Source organism: Acrocarpospora phusangensis (assembly GCF_016862995.1).
GTDB lineage: Bacteria > Actinomycetota > Actinomycetes > Streptosporangiales > Streptosporangiaceae > Acrocarpospora > Acrocarpospora phusangensis.
Genome location: NZ_BOOA01000022.1, coordinates 49013 through 66397, shown reverse-complemented (window position 1 = coordinate 66397; position 17385 = coordinate 49013). Strand labels below are relative to the sequence as shown.

16 protein-coding genes are annotated in these 17385 nt (G+C 70.1%); 5 read left to right on the top strand and 11 right to left on the bottom strand.

The genetic code is table 11. The annotated features are described in order from the left end of the window. Window positions 1–83 precede the first annotated feature (83 nt). The 6 genes from glgB to Aph01nite_RS15475 form a co-directional block, all read right to left on the bottom strand. Window positions 84–2255: a 1,4-alpha-glucan branching protein GlgB gene (glgB, locus tag Aph01nite_RS15500; protein WP_204041571.1), complete on the bottom strand. Its 2172-nt coding sequence runs from the start codon at window positions 2253–2255 to the stop codon at window positions 84–86. A 928-nt stretch (window positions 2256–3183) separates the two neighbouring features. Beyond that, window positions 3184–3663: a flavin reductase family protein gene (locus Aph01nite_RS15495; RefSeq protein WP_239161721.1), complete on the bottom strand. Its 480-nt coding sequence runs from the start codon at window positions 3661–3663 to the stop codon at window positions 3184–3186. A gap of 47 nt (window positions 3664–3710) precedes the next feature. After that, window positions 3711–4622, bottom strand: coding sequence for an ABC transporter substrate-binding protein (locus tag Aph01nite_RS15490; protein WP_204041570.1), 912 nt, complete (start codon window positions 4620–4622; stop codon window positions 3711–3713). 36 nt (window positions 4623–4658) lie between these two features. After that, window positions 4659–5321: an ABC transporter permease gene (locus Aph01nite_RS15485; protein ID WP_204041569.1), complete on the bottom strand. Its 663-nt coding sequence runs from the start codon at window positions 5319–5321 to the stop codon at window positions 4659–4661. Further along, window positions 5318–5989, bottom strand: a complete 672-nt coding sequence (locus Aph01nite_RS15480; RefSeq protein ID WP_239161720.1) for an ABC transporter permease — start codon at window positions 5987–5989, stop codon at window positions 5318–5320. The genes Aph01nite_RS15485 and Aph01nite_RS15480 overlap by 4 nt, the downstream gene beginning before the upstream one ends. Further along, window positions 5982–6998, bottom strand: coding sequence for an ABC transporter ATP-binding protein (locus Aph01nite_RS15475; protein ID WP_204041568.1), 1017 nt, complete (start codon window positions 6996–6998; stop codon window positions 5982–5984). The genes Aph01nite_RS15480 and Aph01nite_RS15475 overlap by 8 nt, the downstream gene beginning before the upstream one ends. 229 nt (window positions 6999–7227) lie before the next feature. On the opposite strand from Aph01nite_RS15475, the gene Aph01nite_RS15470 reads away from it, so the two are divergent. Continuing rightward, the gene (locus Aph01nite_RS15470) at window positions 7228–8733 is read left to right on the top strand and encodes an RNA polymerase sigma factor (RefSeq protein ID WP_204041567.1); all 1506 of its coding nucleotides are present in this window, start codon (window positions 7228–7230) and stop codon (window positions 8731–8733) included. Window positions 8734–8748: 15 nt separating this feature from the next. Here the strand turns inward: Aph01nite_RS15470 and Aph01nite_RS15465 are convergent, their stop codons facing one another. The 5 genes from Aph01nite_RS15465 to Aph01nite_RS15445 are packed head-to-tail and all read right to left on the bottom strand — an operon-like array spanning window position 8749 to window position 13473. Then, a complete protein-coding gene (locus Aph01nite_RS15465; RefSeq protein ID WP_204041566.1) occupies window positions 8749–9912 on the bottom strand; it encodes a lipid-transfer protein in 1164 nt (387 codons plus the stop codon). Window positions 9913–9937: 25 nt separating this feature from the next. Then, window positions 9938–10330 carry a MaoC/PaaZ C-terminal domain-containing protein gene (locus Aph01nite_RS15460; protein ID WP_239161719.1) on the bottom strand — a complete coding sequence of 131 codons (393 nt, stop codon included), beginning with the start codon at window positions 10328–10330 and terminating at the stop codon, window positions 9938–9940. Then, window positions 10317–11261, bottom strand: a complete 945-nt coding sequence (locus tag Aph01nite_RS15455; protein ID WP_204041565.1) for a bifunctional MaoC family dehydratase N-terminal/OB-fold nucleic acid binding domain-containing protein — start codon at window positions 11259–11261, stop codon at window positions 10317–10319. The genes Aph01nite_RS15460 and Aph01nite_RS15455 overlap by 14 nt, the downstream gene beginning before the upstream one ends. Continuing rightward, window positions 11258–12412, bottom strand: a complete 1155-nt coding sequence (locus tag Aph01nite_RS15450; RefSeq protein ID WP_204041564.1) for an acyl-CoA dehydrogenase family protein — start codon at window positions 12410–12412, stop codon at window positions 11258–11260. The genes Aph01nite_RS15455 and Aph01nite_RS15450 overlap by 4 nt, the downstream gene beginning before the upstream one ends. Beyond that, a complete protein-coding gene (locus Aph01nite_RS15445) occupies window positions 12412–13473 on the bottom strand; it encodes an acyl-CoA dehydrogenase family protein (protein ID WP_204041563.1) in 1062 nt (353 codons plus the stop codon). The genes Aph01nite_RS15450 and Aph01nite_RS15445 overlap by 1 nt, the downstream gene beginning before the upstream one ends. A 209-nt stretch (window positions 13474–13682) precedes the next feature. Here Aph01nite_RS15445 and Aph01nite_RS15440 point away from each other — a divergent pair, with 209 nt between their 5' ends. The 4 genes from Aph01nite_RS15440 (at window position 13683) to Aph01nite_RS15425 (ending at window position 17312) form a co-directional block, all read left to right on the top strand. Further along, on the top strand, window positions 13683–14318 hold the full coding sequence (locus Aph01nite_RS15440; RefSeq protein ID WP_204041562.1) for a TetR family transcriptional regulator: 636 nt from the start codon (window positions 13683–13685) through the stop codon (window positions 14316–14318). A 60-nt stretch (window positions 14319–14378) separates the two neighbouring features. Then, window positions 14379–15506 (top strand): steroid 3-ketoacyl-CoA thiolase, encoded by a 1128-nt coding sequence (locus Aph01nite_RS15435; protein WP_204041561.1) that lies wholly within the window; start codon window positions 14379–14381, stop codon window positions 15504–15506. Between the two features lie 68 nt (window positions 15507–15574). Continuing rightward, a complete protein-coding gene (locus Aph01nite_RS15430; protein ID WP_204041560.1) occupies window positions 15575–16609 on the top strand; it encodes an MBL fold metallo-hydrolase in 1035 nt (344 codons plus the stop codon). Between the two features lie 31 nt (window positions 16610–16640). Then, entirely contained in the window at window positions 16641–17312 is a 672-nt protein-coding gene (locus Aph01nite_RS15425; protein WP_204041559.1) for a FadR/GntR family transcriptional regulator, read from the top strand. Window positions 17313–17385: the final 73 nt, after the last annotated feature.

The window sequence follows — 17385 nt, the reverse complement described above, 5'->3', positions numbered from 1 at the left end:
AACCCGGACATCACCCCGAAAGAGTGCAGTCGAACCCTAATGCACGCTAACAAACGCCAAGGTCATTCATTTCGCTTATTTAATTAGATGTCGGAAATTTCCGATTTGTGCAGGAGCCAGACGGCGCCCAGGGGCGGCACCCGGAGGTGCGCCGAGTACGGCAGCCCGTGGTGCGGATCCTCCTCCGCGACGACCTCGCCGAGGTTGCCGATGCCGCTCCCCGCGTACTCGTACGCGTCGGTGTTGACGACCTCTTCCCAGCGTCCCGGCAGGGGCAGCCCGAGATGGTAGTCCTCGTGCGGTCCCCCGGAGAAGTTGGCCACACAGGCCAGGGCCGAGCCGTCCGCGCCGTACCTGAGGAAGGAGAAGACATTGCCCGAGGCGTCGTCGGCGTCGATCCAGCGGAATCCGTCGGGGGTGAAATCCTGCGAATAGAGGGCGGGCGTCGCCGCGTACACCCGGTTCAGGTCGCGGACGAGGCGCTGCACGCCCTGGTGGAAGTCGAAATCGAGCACCCACCAGTCGAGGCCGCGCGATTCCGACCATTCCGAGCCCTGGCCGAACTCGCCGCCCATGAACAGCAGCTGCTTGCCCGGGTGCGCCCACATGAAGGCGTAGAGCGCGCGCAGGTTCGCGAACCGCTGCCATTCGTCGCCGGGCATCTTGCCCAGCAGGGAGCCCTTCAGGTGCACCACCTCGTCGTGCGAGAGCGGTAGCACGAAGTTCTCCGAGTAGGCGTACATCAGCGAGAAGGTGAGCTGGTGGTGGTGGTACTGGCGGAACACCGGCTCGTGCTTGAGGTAGGCGAGCGTGTCGTGCATCCAGCCCATGTTCCACTTGAAGCCGAAGCCGAGCCCGCCGAGGTGCACCGGCCGGGACACCCCGGGCCAGGCGGTGGACTCCTCCGCGATCGTCACGATCCCGGGGGCCTCCCGGTAGGCGAGCGTGTTCATCTCCTTGAGGAACTCGATCGCGTCCAGGTTCTCCCTGCCGCCGTAGATGTTCGGCTTCCACTCGCCCTCGCGGCGCGAGTAGTCCAGGTAGAGCATGGAGGCCACCGCGTCCACCCGCAGGCCGTCGATGTGGAACTCGCGCAGCCAGTAGACCGCGTTGGCGACCAGGAAGTTGCGCACCTCGTTGCGGCCGAAGTCGAAGACGTACGTGCCCCAGTCGGGGTGTTCGCCGCGTTCGGGGTCGGCGTGCTCGTAGAGGGGTGTGCCGTCGAAGCGGGCCAGCGCCCAGTCGTCCATCGGGAAGTGCGCGGGCACCCAGTCGACGATCACGCCGACGCCGGCCTGGTGCAGGGTGTCGACCAGGTACCGGAAGTCGTCGGGACTGCCGAAGCGGGAGGTCGGGGCGTAGTACGAGGTCACCTGGTAACCCCAGGAGCCGCCGAACGGGTGCTCCGCGACCGGCATGAACTCGACGTGGGTGAAGCCCATCTCCTTGACGTACGCGGTGAGTTGTTCCGCGAGGTCGCGGTAGGAGAGGCCGGGCCGCCACGAGCCGAGGTGGACCTCGTAGGTGCTCATCGGCGAGGCCAGCGCGTCCCGGGCGGACCGGTCGGCCAGCCACTCCTCGTCCTGCCAGACATATTCGGATCTGTCGACAACCGAGGCGGTCTGCGGGGGAATCTCCGTACGCCGGGCCATCGGGTCGGCCTTGGCCCGCCACACCCCGTCCACCCCGAGGATCTCGAACTTGTACGTCGAGCCGGCCGCCACCTCGGGGACGAACAGCTCCCACACCCCGGCCCGCCCCAGCGAGCGCATCGGGTGGCCGCCGCCGTTCCAGTGGTTGAAGTCGCCGATCACCCGCACGCCGAGCGCGTTGGGCGCCCAGACGGCGAAAGCCGTACCCTGCTCGCCGTCGTGTTCGAGGACCCGCGCGCCGAGCACCTCCCAGAGCCGCTCGTGCCGCCCCTCCCCGATCAGGTGCAGGTCCACCTCGCCCAGCGTCGGCCAGTGCCGGTACGGATCACCCGACTCGTACGGCTCGCCGCCCGCGTACGTCACCCGGATCCGGTACGCCGGGATCTTGTCCAGCCCCGGCAGCACCACCTCGAACACGCCGAAGGCGACATGCCGCAGCTCGTACGCGGAGCCGTCGACCAGGCACTCGACCTTCTCCGCGAACGGCCGCAGCACCCGGATGGCGATGCCGTCACCGGTCAGGTGCCCTCCGAGGATCGAATGCGGATCGTGGTGCGCACCTCCCGCCAGCCGGTCCAGTTCCCTGCGTGTCTGGTCGCTCACGCTGCCTCAACTCCTCGCCTTACCCGCCGCCGCTCCTACCCTGCCCCAGAACCTTCCGCACACCCACCCCCCGCGCCCGAAAGATTCACTTCACTGGCCGGGATCCGCCGGGTGAACCCGGCTACAGTGGGCGACGTTTGATCATTCGGGAGGAACGGCCGTGACCCGATACCGTTACGCAGTCCTCGCCCTGATCCTCGCGGGCGGCTTCCTCATGCTCGTCGCCGCCACCATGAGCCGCGGCTATCTCTACATGAGCGAGGTCGGCCGCTCGCCGGACCTCGGGGTGATCCGCAACGCGGTCGCCGCCCTGCTGATCGTCTGGGCCGTCTGGCACGTCGTGCGCGGTCCGGCCAAGACCGTGCCGAAGCTCTCCTCGCCGCTGCTGACCGGCGGCGTGGACGGTCTGCGGCGGGCGCTCTACTGCCTGGCCGCGGTGCAGCTGGCGTACGCGATCGTGCGGCCGATCACGCTCTCGATCTTCCTTGCGGGAGTGGAGACGGCCGTGACCGCGGTGGTCGTCGTGCTCTTCCACCGCGTGCTCCGCTCCTCCACCCCGTACCGCTGGATCACGACGATCATCGGCGTGCTGGGCGTGCTGTCCAGGGGCGCGCTGATCGGCGTGCGCTGGTTCGGCGTCCCCACGCCGCTGGAGCCGGAGGTGATCTCGCTCGCGGCCGGGCTGGCGCCCGCCCTCTGGCTGATCCTGATCCTCGTCGCGCAGCACCGGGACGGCCGCTGGACCTGGCGGGCGCTGTGGCCCGGCTGGGCGACCCTGGTCGTGCTGGGTCTCCTGCCCCTGGTGCTGGTCGGCCCCGACGCCCTCTACCGGCTGATCGTGTCGTCCGATCTGGCCATCCAGCTGATCTCCACGCTCTACTACACCAACGTCTTCGGCGCGGTCTGGGCCGTACGGTCGGCGCACGGGCTAGCCGACGGCGCGGTAGCGGGAGCGCAGCCGGACCAGGGGGGCCCTGGCGGCGTCGACGTAGTCGACCGCGAGCACGGCGGCCAGGAAGAGGGTGTGGTCGCCGGCCGGGACGACCCGGGTGGTCTCGGCCTCAAGGGCGGCGACGCCGCCGTCGATGAGCAGCGCCTCGGAGGCGACCCCCCGGTGGTGGGGGGTGCCCGCGAGCAGTAGCCGCGCGCCGGGGCGGCCGGGGGTGGCGAAGCGGGAGGCGATGGCCTGCTGGCCGTCGGCGAGCAGGGTGGCCGCCCAGCGGTCCTGGCGGAGCAGGAGTTCGGCCAGGTAGCTGGAGGAGGTCAGGCTGACCAGGATCAGCGGGGGCTGCGCGGAGACCGAGAGCAGCGTGCTGACCGTGTTGCCGACGTCGTCGCGGCCGTCCTTGACGGTGACCACGGCCACGCCGCCGGCCAGTTGCGCCATCGCCTCGGTGAACTCGCTCACCGGAGAACCCTAGCCCTCACCTGCGAGGGCCAGGGTTCCGGGGAGTGCTAGACCAGGCCGTTCTGGGTCAGCCAGTCCTTGGCGACGACCGGCGGGTCGTCCTTGTCGACCGCGACCCGCTTCATCATGTCGAGCAGGCCCTGGGTGGTGAGCTTGGCCGAGATCGCGTCCAGCGTGGTGCGCACGGTGTCGTCCACGCCGGCCTTGTTCACGAGCGGGGTCACGTTCTCGGCCGCGAACGCGCTCTTGTTGTCCTGGAGCGAGACCAGGTCGTTGAGGATGATCTTGGGGTCGGTGGTGAAGACGTTGCCGACCTGGATGGTGCCGCTCTTGATCGCGTCGGCGGTGGTGGCGCCGGTGGGCTCCCAGGCCTTGAACTCCAGGCCGTACACGGTCTTGAAGTTCTCCTCCTGGCGGTCCTTGAACTCCGGCGGGCCGCCCACGACGAAGTCCTTCGACACCTTGGCCAGGTCCTCGATGGTGGTGAGGCTGTTCTTGGTGGCGGTCTCCTTGGTGACCGTCAGGGAGTTGTTGTCCTCGGCGGCCGACGGGGTGAGGATCTCCAGCTCGGGCGGGAGGGCGGTCTTCAGCGCGGCCACCACGTCAGCGGTGCTCTTGGCGGTGGCGTTCTTGTCCACGAAGCCCAGCAGCGAGCCGACGTACTCCGGCAGCACGGTCAGGCCGCCGCTCTTGATCTGGTCGTAGACGACCTCGCGGCTGCCGATGTTGGGCTTCTCCGTCACGGTCACGCCCTTGGCCGTCAGGGCCTGGGCGTAGATGGAAGCCAGCAGCACGCTCTCGGGGAAGTCGAACGAGCCGACGGTCACGGCGGCGGGCGCGGAACCTCCCGAGCTGGCCGGCGGCGCGGACGGCGTGGCCTGGCTGAGCGGGTCGGATCCGCCCCCGCACGCGGACAAGGCGAACACCGCGGCGACCGCGGTGAGGATGAGGCGTTTCATCAAGGATCCCTTCACAATCGGGAGGTAAAGGAGACATTACCGGACCTGGCGCACCCCCGGGGAGACGACCACCCGGTTGAGCAGTGCGAAGCCGAACTGCACGGCCAGCGCCAGCAGCACGACCAGGACCGCTCCCCCGAAGACACTCGGATAGTCCTTCGTGGCCAGACCGTCGATGATGTAGCGCCCCAGCCCGCCCAGACCCACGTACGCGGCGACCGTGGCCGTGGCCACCACCTGGATCGCGGCCAGCCGCAGCCCCAGCAGGATCAGCGGCAGCGCGACCGGCACCAGGGCCCGGAACAGCACCTGCCGCCCGCGCAGGCCCATGCCGTACGCGGCGTCGCGCAGGTCCCGGTCCACGCCCCGGACACCCTCGTACGTGTTGACCAGGATGGGCGGGATCGCCAGCGCCACCAGCGGGATGAGCACCGGCCAGATCGTGCCGACCCCGATCAGCAGCACGACCAGCACCAGCAGGCCCAGGGTCGGCAGCGCGCGGGCGGCGTTGGCCGACAGGACCACCAGCACCGCGCCCCGGCCGGTGTGCCCGACCCACAGCCCGAGCGGCAGCGCGATGAGCGCCGCGATCAGGAAGGCCAGCACGGAGAACTCGACGTGCTGGAGCAGCCGGACCGGGATGCCGTCCGGGCCCGACCAGTTGTCCGGGTTCCCGAAGAAGTCGATCAGCCAGTTCACGCCGACCTCCTCGCCCGCGACCACGGCGTCAGCAGCCGTTGCAGCGCGATCAGGAGCAGGTCGGCGAAGACGGCCAGCAGCACGATGAGCGCGATGCCGACCACGATGGGGGTGTAGAACTGGCGCTGCCAGCCGTCGGTGAACAGCGCGCCCAGGCCGCCCTGGCCGATCAGGGCGCCCACGCTGACCAGGCTGATGCTGGCCACGGTGGCCACCCGTACGCCGGCCAGGACCACCGGGGTGGCGATCGGCAGCTCGACGAGGACCAGCCGCCGCAGCGGCCGGAAGCCCATCGCGGTGGCCGACTGCCGGACGTGGTCGGGCACCGAGGTCATGCCGTCCACCACGGCCGGGATCAGCACGGCCAGCGAGAACAGGGTCAGCGGGATGATCACGGTGGTCTGGGTGAGGCCGGTCACCGACAGCAGGATGGAGAACAGGGCCAGCGACGGCATCGCGTACACGATGTTCATCACGCCGGTGACCGGCTGGTAGAGCAGCCGCCAGCGGGCGCAGGCCAGGCCGAGCGGCAGCGCCAGGACCAGGCCGAGGACCACCGGTACGAACGCCATCACGACGTGGTTCTCCAGCAGGGTCCTGATCGCCAGCGGGCTCCCGTTGTCCCAGTTCCTGGCGATCCAGTCCCAGCGGACGAGCGGCTCATCCACGGGCCGCCCCCGGCCCGCCCGAGATCGCCCCGTCCAGCGCCTCCCTGGCGAGCACCCCGAGCACCTTGCCGTCGCCGTCCACCGCGACCGCGATCCCGTTCGCCGACAGCAGCGACGCGTCCAGCGCCGCCCGCAGCGAGTCCGTCCCCGGATTGAAACTCCCGTACGGCTGGAGCCCGTCGTCCGACTTCCACCCCACCGGCTTGCCGTCCTCCAGCACGAGCTCCGGCGGCGGCGGGCTGAGCTCGACGCCGGCGGCCGGGATGAACGACAGCCGGCGGATGCCCCGGTCGCGGCCGAGGAACTCACGCACGAAGTCGTCGGCGGGCTCGCTCAGCAGCGTGGCCGGGTCGCTGAACTGGGCCAGATGCCCGCCCACCCGGAACACCGCGACCGTGTCGCCCAGCTTGACCGCCTCGTCGATGTCGTGCGTGACGAACACGATGGTCTTGTGCAGTTCGGACTGGAGCCGCAGCAGTTCCTCCTGCAGGCTCATCCGGACGATCGGGTCCACGGCGCTGAACGGCTCGTCCATCAGCAGCACCGGCGGATCGGCGGCCAGCGCCCTGGCCACCCCCACCCGCTGCTGCTGCCCGCCGGACAGCTGGAACGGGTACCGCCGGGCCAGCTTGGCGTCGAGCCCGACCCGTTCGAGCAGCTCCATGGCCCGCGCCCGCGCCTTCTTCCGGTCCCAGCCCAGCAGGTACGGCACCGTGGCGATGTTGTCCACGATCCGCCGGTGCGGGAACAGCCCGGCCTGCTGGATCACGTAGCCGATGCCGCGGCGCAGCGTGGACGGCTCGATCTGCTTGACGTCCTGCCCGTCCAGCAGGATGCGGCCCTGGGTGGCGTCGATCATCCGGTTGATCATGCGCAGCGAGGTCGTCTTGCCGCAGCCGGACGGCCCCACGAAGACGGTGATCGTCCCGCTCGCCGCCTCCAGGCTGAGGTTGTCCACAGCCACGGTCCCGTCCGCGTAACGCTTGGTGACACCGTCAAATGTGATCACTCGTGACCTCTTGGTATGGCCGGTCCCGGCACCTGATCTCCTCGGTCAGCCTACGAGGAGGCTGTCAGTTCTGTCGCGTACGGCAACTGAATTGGAACTTCTAAATGATCTATCCATATGCCGTCCCAAATATCCAATCAAAAAGAACCGCTATATAGTGCGCCGAAGGTCCCGGCCTTGGCATGATTGCTCCTACGATCCGTCCACAGGAACCCCAGAGGTACCGGCCGTGACACAACCGCTCACCGGTCATCGCACGCGCAGCGACCTGATCGCAGAGCTCTACGAGCGTCACGCCGCCGGGCTGTTCGCGTACTGTCACGATCAGCTCGGTGAGACCGCCTCCGCCGCCGACGCCCTGGTGGCCGTGCTCACCAGCGTCCCCGGCAACGAGCCGCAGCGTGCCGCCCTGTACGCGCTCGCCCGCCGCGAGATCTACCGCCGCGACGTCAGCTATGCCCTGCCCGCCGTCGACTCGGTGGCCGACCCCGCGACCGCGCTGATCGAGCGCGTCTTCCGGGACATCCGGCCGCACCAGCGCGAAGTGCTGCTGCTCTCGGCGGTCTGCGGGCTGAACGTCAACGAGCTCTCCTGGGTGCTCGACGTCGCCGTCGACACCGCCACCGAGCTGGCCACCAGCGCCAGGAACCGTTTCGGGCAGACCCTCGGGACCGCCGTCACGGCCGCCCGCGAGGCTCCGTTCGTCCCGGCGGACGTGGCCGAGATCTACGACGCCATCGGCGTCGCCCCGATCGAGGACGTGCTGGCGCGGCTGCCCTGGCGGCAGCCCGCCCACAGTGTGCGCCACCGCGTGCTGTCCTCGCTCCCTTTCGAGGAGCCGTCGGCGGCCAAGCCCCCTGGAGTCATCACTAAGAAGCTGTGGCCGACCACACCGGTGTGGCCGCTGCCGTTGAAGGACCCGGACGAGGTCAGCAACGCCTGCGTGGTGCAGGCCGAGGAGCTGACGGAGCCGAAGGACGCCATCCAGCCGGGAGCGCAGCGGCGGCGGCACGAAGCGGTGACCGAGCCGATGCCGCGGCTGCGCGGTTCCATCATGCGAGTGCTGGCGGACACCTATCCGCGGCGCAGGCGGCCGGGGTCGATGCCGGCCCGGCCGGTGGACCAGGTGGAGGCGCTGGTCGAGGAAGGGCTGGCGACCTTCAACAGGATGGAGCCGTTCGACGGCTTCACCCCGACGGAGGCCGACCCCGAGCCCGAGCAGCCCGTGGCGGCCGCCGTCGAACCGGTCACCGAGCCGGTCGTCGAAGAGCCGAAAGCGGTCGTCACGCAGCCGCTCCGCAGAAGGCCGGTCGTCCGGGACGCGATCCGCAAGCCCGAACGGCAGGGCGACCTGAAGGTCGCCGGTCAGAAGATCGAGAAGCCCGCGAAAGCGGAACCGGCCGAGAAGCCCGGGACAGTCGAGCAGGTGGAACCGGACGAGATGGTCCTCGTCGAGCCGATCCGCATCGAGGCCACCCTGCCCGTACGGGACGACGACGATCTCCCCACCGGCACGACCACGGTGGACGACACGCCCAGCGCGCTGGCGCGAGCCGTACAGGCGGGCATGGAGCACGAGCGGCCGAAGAGGCCGGAGCGGAAGCGGAAGGTCAAGCCGGCCAAGCAGCCGGCCGACCGGCACTACGACTGGCTCTGGGAGCTGGTCGGGTTCGCGATCTGCCTGGCCATCGCGCTGCTGGTGTTCTTCTCGGTGCCGACGCTGGTGACGCCCTGACGATCAGGGGGTCGTTCAGTCGGCGGCGCCGAGGACCAGGCCGCTGGTGGGCACGCCCGTGCCCGCGGTGACCAGGATGTTCGTCACGCCGGGGACCTGGTTGACCGAGGTGCCCCGGATCTGGCGCACGGCTTCGGCGATGCCGTTCATGCCGTGGATGTAGGCCTCGCCGAGCTGGCCGCCGTGCGGGTTGACGGGCAGGTGGCCGTCGATCTCGATGCCGCCGTCGCGGATGAAGTCCTTGGCCTCGCCGCGCGCGCAGAACCCCAGTTCCTCCAGCTGCGTCAGGACGAACGGGGTGAAGTGATCGTAGAGAATCGCCGCCTGCATATCCGACGGCGACAGACCCGAAATTTCCCACAATTTGCGGCCGACCACGCCCATCTCGGCTAGGCCGGTCATGTCGTCGCGGTAGTAGCTGGTCATCATCATCTGGCCCGCGCCGGCGCCCTGGGCGGCGGCTTTGATCATCGCGGGGGTCCTGCGCAGGTCGCGGGCGCGTTCCGCCGAGGTCACCACCAGGGCCACGGCGCCGTCGCTCTCCTGGCAGCAGTCGAGCAGGTGCAGCGGCTCCACGATCCACTTCGACGCCTGGTGGTCGGCCAGGGTGATCGGCCGCTGGTAGAACCAGGCCGCCGGATTGTTCGCGGCGTGCCGCCGCATGGCCACCGCGACCCGCCCGAAGTCCTCGGACTTGACGCCGTACCGGTGCATGTAGCGCTGCGCGAACATGGCCACCCACGCCGCCGGCGTCATCAGCCCGTACGGCACGTGCCAGCTCATCTCCAGGCCCTGCGAGGACGGCTCCCCGCCGAGCCCGGCGTTCGGCTGCCCGAACCGCTGGCCGGAGCGTTCGTTGAAGGCCCGGTAGCAGACGACCACCTCGGCCGCGCCGGTGGCCACGGCCATCGCGGCGTGCGCGACCGTGCCGCAGGCCGCGCCGCCGCCGTAGTGCACCCGGGAGAAGTAGGTCAGGTCGCCGATGCCGACCTCGCGGGCGAGCGCGATCTCCTGGTTGGCGTCCTGGGTGTAGGTGACCAGGCCGTCCACGTCGGCGGGGGCGAGCCCGGCGTCGTCCAGGGCGGCGAAGACCGCCTCGGCGGCCAGTTGCAGCTCGGACCTGCCGGAGTTCTTGGAGAACTCGGTCGCGCCGATGCCGACGAGTGCCGTGCCAGCCATGGAAACCCTCTCAGTGGCTACCGAACTACAGGGTGAAGCGGACCGTCCCGGTCGCGTGCGGGCCCAGGGAGACCATGCCGCGCACGTCGACCACGCAGGTGTCGCCGTCCCGCTCGGCGACGGCGCCGCTGAAGGTCAGGGTGTCCCCCGCGTACGCCGGGACGCCGAGTTTGACGTTGATGCCCCGGATCAGCGCCTCCGGCCCCGCCCAGTCGGTGACGAAGCGCTCCACCAGGCCCATCGTCGTCAGGATGTTGAGGAAGATGTCCTGCGAGCCCTGGGCGCGGGCGATCTCGGTGTCGTGGTGGACCGGGGTGAAGTCGCGGGTGGCCAGCGCGGTCGAGATGATCATGGTCGGGGTGAGCGGGATGACCAGCTCGGGAAGCGTGGTGCCGACGGCCATCTCAAGCGTTCGCATCAGGACTCCCCGGTGTCCACATGGGCAGGATCAGCTCGTCGTCCATCGCCTGGAACACCACCCGGACGGGCATGCCGATCTCCACCTCCGCTGGCGCGCGGTCGACCACGTTCCCCACGATCCGTACCCCTTCCGGAAGTTCCACAACAGCGACGGCGAAAGGTGTCTCGCGGCCCGGAACGGGCGGGTGGTGGTGCACGACGTAGCTGTAGACCGTGCCGGTGCCGGCCGCCACCGCGTACGTGCGCTCGGTGGAGCGGCACGACGGGCAGACCGGTCCCGGCGGATGCCGCAGTTCGCCGCAGTCGCCGCACTTCTGGATCCGGAGCTCACCGCTCCTGGCACCCTCCCAGAAGAAGGCCGTGTCCCTGTTCACCGCGGGTCTCAGGGGGTACGGCTTCCGCTCCTCGGAGGGGCATCTTTCCTCCCGGGGGCGGAACTTAAGCAACCTGAAGATCATTTCGGCGACCGGTTTGTCCTGTGCGTACCACGTGACATTCCAGGTCACGAAATATCCGTCACCGAGCGCAGTCTTCTTCAGGCCGGACAGATCGCTCATCCTCGTGGTGGAGGTGAGGTGCTCGCCGGGGACGAGGTGGCGGTGGTAGGTGTGCTCGCAGTTGGTGGCGACCACGCCGGTGAAACCCCGCTCGTCGAGCGCCTCGAACATGTCGTCCAGGGGGAGGCGGGGGCGGTCCCCGCGCTTCAGCCCGTCCATGCTCCAGACCTGGATCATGGCGGGCGGCGCGATCGCGTCGGGCCCCTGGTAACGCGGGTTGGCGTCCCCCATCGCCTCGGCCCAGTGCTTGATCATCGTACGGTCGACCGGGCTGGGCGTGAGCAGTCTCGGCCCTTCACCCTGCGCGATGATCTTGTCCGCCAGCTCGCGCAGGGCCCGCTCGTGGCCCTCGGCCTCCTGCGTGCCCGTCATCGGGGCGGCCTCGGGAGTCCCAGGCCGAGCATGGCGATCAGCTCGCGCTGGACCTCGTTGACGCCGCCGCCGAAGGTGAGCACGATGCCGCCCTTGACGCCGCGGTCGACGCGGTCGATCAGCTCGCGGGTCTCCTCGTCGGCCGGGTCGCCGAACCGGGCGAGCGTCTCGCCGACGATCCGGCCCACGTCCTGCATGCGCTCCGAACCGTAGATCTTGGTGGCGGAGGCGTCGGGGGCGCCCAGCCAGCCGAGGTCCATGTTGGCCGCGACCTGCCAGTTCAGCAGCTCATTGGTCCTGAAATATGCGTAGATCTGGGCCAGCGCCCGGCGTACGGCCGGCTGTTCGATCGCCCCCGAGTTCCGCGCCCACCGCTCGAACCTCAGGTACGTGTGCGCGATGTTGCCCGCGGGACCCAGCGTCACCCGTTCGTGGTTGAGCTGGTTCACGATCAGGTCCCAGCCCTTGTTCTCCTCCCCGACCACCATGCCCGCCGGCACCCGTACGTCGGAGTAGTAGGTCGAGTTGGTGTGGTGGCGGCCGTCCATGGTGACGATCGGCGTCCACGAGTACCCGGGGTCGTCGGTGGAGGCGATCATCATCGTGATGCCCCGGTGCTTCTTCGCCCCCGGATCCGTCCGTACGGCCAGCCAGATGTACTGCGCGTAGTGTGCGCCCGAGGTGAAGATCTTCTGCCCGTTGACGACGTAGTGGTCGCCGTCCCTGACCGCGGTGGTGCGCAGGGACGCCAGGTCGGTGCCCGCGCCCGGTTCGCTGTAGCCGATGGCGAAATGGCACTCTCCGGCGAGGATGCGCGGCAGGAAGAAGTCCTTCTGCTCGGGCGTGCCGTACTGCATCAGGGTCGGGCCGACCGTCTGCAGCGTGATGATCGGGTACGGCACCTCGGCGCGGGCGATCTCGTTGGCGAAGATCTGCTGCTCCAGGGGGCCGTAGCCGCGTCCGCCGTACTCGGTGGGCCAGCCCATGCCGAGCATGCCGTCCCGGCCGAGGCGGCGGCAGTGCGCCATGTACGCCGCGCCGAACGGATCCTTGGCGATCTCGGCGCGGTCCTCGGCGGTGAGGCAGGTCCTGAAGTATTCGCGGAGTTCGTCGCGCAGGGCCTGCTGCTGGGCGGTGAGTTCGATGAACATCAGACCAGGGCTCCGATCAGGTCCAGCTGGGCCTCCACGCCGCCGAGCTGGTGGGCGGCGTGTTTGCCCCAGGCGAAGTAGCGGTGCAGCGGGTAGCTGACATCGAGGCCGATGCCGCCGTGCAGGTGCTGGCAGGTGTAGAGGGCGCGCAGCGCGGAGTCGGTGGTGTGCAGGGCCGCGATGGCCAGGTCCTCGTCGGCGGGCAGCCCCTGCGCGAGCCGCCAGGCGCCCGACCAGACGGCCACGTCGAGCGCGCGCCCGGCGATGTAGACGTCGGCGATCTGCACCGTCACCGCCTGGAACTCGGCGAGGGCGCGGTCGAACTGGCGGCGGGTCTTGATGTACTCGGTGGTCAGCTTGAGCGCGCCGGAGAGCACCCCGGAGGCGGTGGCGGTGATCGCGACGAGGGCGTTGCGCCGGAGCGCGTCGCACGCTTCCGCACCTCCCACCGGCTGACCGGGGGCGCCGTCGAGGGTGATCACCGCGCCGGGCTCGCCGGTGGCCAGCGGCATGTCCGTGATCTCCGCGTCCGCCGGGTCCACGAGGTAGAGGCGGGTCTGCGTGCCGTCGGTGGCGGAGACCAGGACGCCGGCGGACTCGCGGGCGTACGAGACGAGGGTCTTGCGGCCGGTGAGGCGGTCGCCGGTGGCCGTGGTTTCCGGGGGTTCCCGCAGGTCGCGGCCCGGTTCCCGGAGCGCGTAGGTGAGGGCGGTCTCGCCGTCGGCCAGGGGGGCGAGAGCCGTCCGCTGCTCCTCCGTGCCGTGCTGGGCGATGGTCAGGCCGGCCACCAGGCTGGCGGCCAGCGGCACCGGCGCGACCCGGGCTCCCGCCTCGCGCAGGATCACCGTCAGCTCGACCGGGCCGTAGCCCGCGCCGCCCGCCGACTCCGGCAGGCAGATGCCGAGCAGTCCCGCCTTGGCCAGCGCCTGCCACAGGTCGGCGTCGTAGGGACGGCCGCTCTTCTCCCGCGCCTCCAGGCGGTCGGGGGTGGCCTCCCGGGCGAGCAGGTCGGCCGCGAGGGTGCGGATCTCGGTCTGTGTTTCGTCCAGATTGAAGTCCACCGGCGCTCCAGGTTGTGCTCGCTGTTGTGCTCGCTCCCATTCAGGCCAACCGAGAGGCAAATTAGAACAGATTCTAATCAGTGTCCAGAGCCGGGCCGATTCCGCCCGGTCCGACATGTGGCCGAAACATGAAAGACATGCGTGTATGCGGTGCGTTGTGACTGATGAGTAACCATCCGGGAAGAATCGGAATCAGATAACGTGTTCTCATGCGCTCATCGCGGGTGGCCACGGAACTGCCGGACGTTGATCTCGTGCCCAATCAGGCCTCCGCTCCCGGCGTGCGCACCCGCAGCCAGCACCAGCGGCGCAAGCGCATCGTGCAGGCCGCCGCGGCCCTGGCGTCCCGCGGCGGGGTCGAGGCGATGCAGATGCGCACGGTCGCCGAACGCGCGGGCGTCGCGCTCGGCACGCTGTACCGCTACTTCCCGTCCAAGATGGATCTCGTGGTCGCCGTCGTCGGCGAGGAGATCGATCTGCTGGAGTCCAGCATCGACCGGCGGCCCCCGCAGGCGGCCACGCCCGCCGGGCGGGCGGGCGACGTGCTGATGCGGGCCACCCGGGGCCTGATGCGCGAGCCCGAACTGGCCGACGCGCTCATCCGGTCGCTGATCATGGCCGAGGTGGACACGCCCTTCGGCGACCGCATGGCCGGGCTGCTGCTTCGCGTGGCCGCCGACGGGCTGACCCCCGAGGCCGCCACCGAGGAGCAGTTCGCGCTCGCGGGGTCGCTGTCCAGCGTCTGGGTGCACGAGCTGCTGGAGATGCTGCGCGGGCGCAGGACGTACGAGCAGGTCCAGCGGCGGATCGAGATCGCGGCGAACCGGCTGCTGGCGGACTTCTAGACTTCCGGTCCAAAGTAGAACGCGTTACATTCCTTCCGGAGCGATGTTCTGGAGGTCTGTATGGGCACGCCGGTGATCGTCGACGCGGTCCGGACACCGATCGGCAAGAGGAACGGCTGGCTGGCGGGGGTGAAGCCGCAGGCGCTGCTCGGGGCGACGCTCAACGGGCTGATCGAGAAGTCCGGGGTCGATCCGCTGTCGGTCGGGCAGGTGTTCGCCGGCTGCGTGACCCAGGCGGGCGAACAGGGCGGGCATCTCGGCAGGCACGCGTGGCTGTACGCGGGCTTGCCGTACCAGACGGGGGTGACGACCGTCGACGCGCAGTGCGGGTCGTCGCAGCAGGCCGTGCACCTGGTCGCCGCCCTCATCCAGGCCGGAGTGATCGACGTCGGCGTCGCCTGCGGCGTCGAGGTGATGAGCCGGCAGCCGCTCGGCAGCAACGTGCTGCCCGCCAACCCCCGCCCCGACGACTGGCGGATCGACCTGCCGGACCAGTTCACCGCCGCGGAACGCATCGCCCGGCGCCGCGGCATCACCCGCGACCGCCTGGACGCCTTCGGCGCGCGCTCCCAGCAGCTGGCCGCCAAGGCCTGGGCCGACGGGCGGTTCGAACGCGAGATCCTGCCGATCACCACCGCCGACGGCGTGGTCACCCGGGACCAGGGCCTGCGCGAGACGACCGTCGACGGGCTGGCCCGCCTCAAGCCCGTGCTGGGTGAGGACGCCCTGCACACCGCGGGCACCTCTTCCCAGATCTCCGACGGCGCCGCCGCCGTGCTGCTGATGAGCGAGGAGGCGGCCGCGCGGCAGTCGCTGCGGCCCCGGGCGCGCATCCTCTCCCAGGCGCTGGTCGGCTCCGAGCCGTACTACCACCTGGACGGTCCCGTGGACGCGACTGCCAAGGTGCTGGCCCAGACCGGCATGGCCGTACCGGATCTGGATCTCATCGAGATCAACGAGGCGTTCGCCTCGGTCGTGCTGTCCTGGGCGGCCGTGCACCGCCCGGATCTGGCCCGGGTCAACCCCAACGGTGGCGCCATCGCCCTGGGCCACCCCGTCGGCGCGACCGGCGCCCGGCTCGTCACCACGGCCCTGCACGAGCTCGAACGCTCCGACGCCAGCACCGCGCTGATCACCATGTGCGCGGGCGGCGCCCTGTCCACGGCGACCATCCTGGAACGCCTTTAATCATCAGCGATCCGGCGAAACGCTCATTAGGCTTGGCCCCCTTGAGGGCCGGAGATTCGGGGGCACACGTGGCAGGAGACCGCGCCAAGTCGCGGCGGCGGGCCTACAGCGACCAGCGGGCCGCGGACATCGGCGGGGGCGTGTGGAGCGTGCCCGTGCCGATTCCCGGGAATCCGCTGGGATACACCTTGGTCTACGCGATCGAGTCGCCCGGCGGGCCGGTGCTCGTCGACGCGGGCTGGAACCATCCGGACGCCTGGCAGGCCCTGCGGGACGGGCTCGCCGGTGTGGGCATCGACGTGGCCGACGTACGCGGCGTGGTGGTGACGCACTACCACCCGGACCACTCCGGTCTCGCCGGCCAGGTACGGGAGAACTCCGGCGCCTGGATCGCCATGCACGAAGCCGACATCGCGCTCGTGAAGCTCTTCCGCGACGTGGTCGGCGACGGCACCCACCGGGACTTCCAGGCCGACCAGCTGCGCCGCGCCGGGGCCGGCAGCCACGAGGTGGACGCCGCCGTCACCTTCCGCCCGGAGCCGCCCGCGCTCCCCGATCTGGCCCTCACCGACGGCGACCTGATCGACCTGCCCGGCCGGCGGCTGCGCACGATCTGGACCCCCGGGCACTCTCCCGGGCACATCTGCCTGCACCTGGAGGACGCCGACCGGCTGTTCACCGGCGACCACGTGCTGCCCGACATCACTCCACACATCGGCATCTATCCGTACGACCGGGACGACATCGATCCGCTCGGCGATTTCATGGCGTCGCTGCGGCGGGTGATGGAACTCGGCGCGATCGAGGCGCTGCCCGCCCACGAAATCCGATTCGCCGACGTCGCCGCCCGTGCCGCGGAGATCCACGCGCACCACCAGGAGAAGCTGCGCGACCTGCGCGCGCTCATGGCCGAGAGCCCCGGACCCCGCACCATCTGGGAGATCGCCTCCCTGATGACCTGGAACCGGCCCTGGGACCAGCTGGCCCCGATGCTGCGCGGCATGGCCGCCGGTGAGGCCGCCGCGCACCTGCGCGCCCTGGAAGTTAGCGAACTGATCCGTCGCACGGCGGATGAGCCGGTCCGGTTCGTCATACACTCCTAGACATCGGATGTCTAAGGGTGGGGTGCGTAGCGTGGCGGTTACCGACGCGGCGATCGACAGAATCAAGGACATGATCATCACGGGTGAGCTGGCTCCCGGAGACCGGCTCCCCAAGGAGGCCGACCTGGCCGAGCGGCTGGGCCTGTCCCGCAACTCCCTCCGCGAGGCCGTCCGCGCCCTCGCCCTCATCAACGTCCTCGACGTACGGCAGGGCGACGGCACCTACGTCACCAGCCTGGAACCCCGGCTCCTGCTGGACGCGCTCTCCTTCGTCGTGGACTTCCACCGCGACGACACCGTCCTGCAGTTCTTCCAGGTCCGCCGCATCCTCGAACCCGCCGCCACGGCCATGGCCGCCACCACGATGTCCGACGCCGACATCGCGGAACTCCGCAAGATCCTGGACGCGCTGCCCGCCAACCCCAGCATCGAGCAACTGGTCGCCAACGACCTGGAGTTCCACCAGCGCATCGCCGAGGGCTCCGGCAACGCCGTCCTCTGCTCCCTCATCGAGAGCCTCTCCGGGCCCACCACCCGTGCCCGGGTCTGGCGCGGCCTCACCCAGGAGAACGCTCCGAGCAAGACCCTCGACCAGCACTACGCCATCTACGAGGCCATCGCGGCGCGCCAGCCCGAGGTGGCCCAGGCCTGGGCCACCGTGCACATCGCGGGCGTCGAGGAGTGGCTCCGCCAGGCCCTCTGACGCCACCATGCACCTCGCGAGCGTCGAAGAAATGGCCCCGCCGGACCGTCTGACCGCGTCACCGGGATCCCGC

Coding starts and splice junctions, on each gene's coding strand:
- Aph01nite_RS15460 (WP_239161719.1), bottom strand. CDS start 10,330: ATGCGAACGCTTGAGATGGCCGTCGGCACCACGCTTCCCGAGCTGGTC.
- Aph01nite_RS15440 (WP_204041562.1), top strand. CDS start 13,683: ATGCGCTCATCGCGGGTGGCCACGGAACTGCCGGACGTTGATCTCGTG.
- Aph01nite_RS15450 (WP_204041564.1), bottom strand. CDS start 12,412: ATGTTCATCGAACTCACCGCCCAGCAGCAGGCCCTGCGCGACGAACTC.
- Aph01nite_RS15490 (WP_204041570.1), bottom strand. CDS start 4,622: ATGAAACGCCTCATCCTCACCGCGGTCGCCGCGGTGTTCGCCTTGTCC.
- Aph01nite_RS15435 (WP_204041561.1), top strand. CDS start 14,379: ATGGGCACGCCGGTGATCGTCGACGCGGTCCGGACACCGATCGGCAAG.
- Aph01nite_RS15455 (WP_204041565.1), bottom strand. CDS start 11,261: ATGACGGGCACGCAGGAGGCCGAGGGCCACGAGCGGGCCCTGCGCGAG.
- Aph01nite_RS15465 (WP_204041566.1), bottom strand. CDS start 9,912: ATGGCTGGCACGGCACTCGTCGGCATCGGCGCGACCGAGTTCTCCAAG.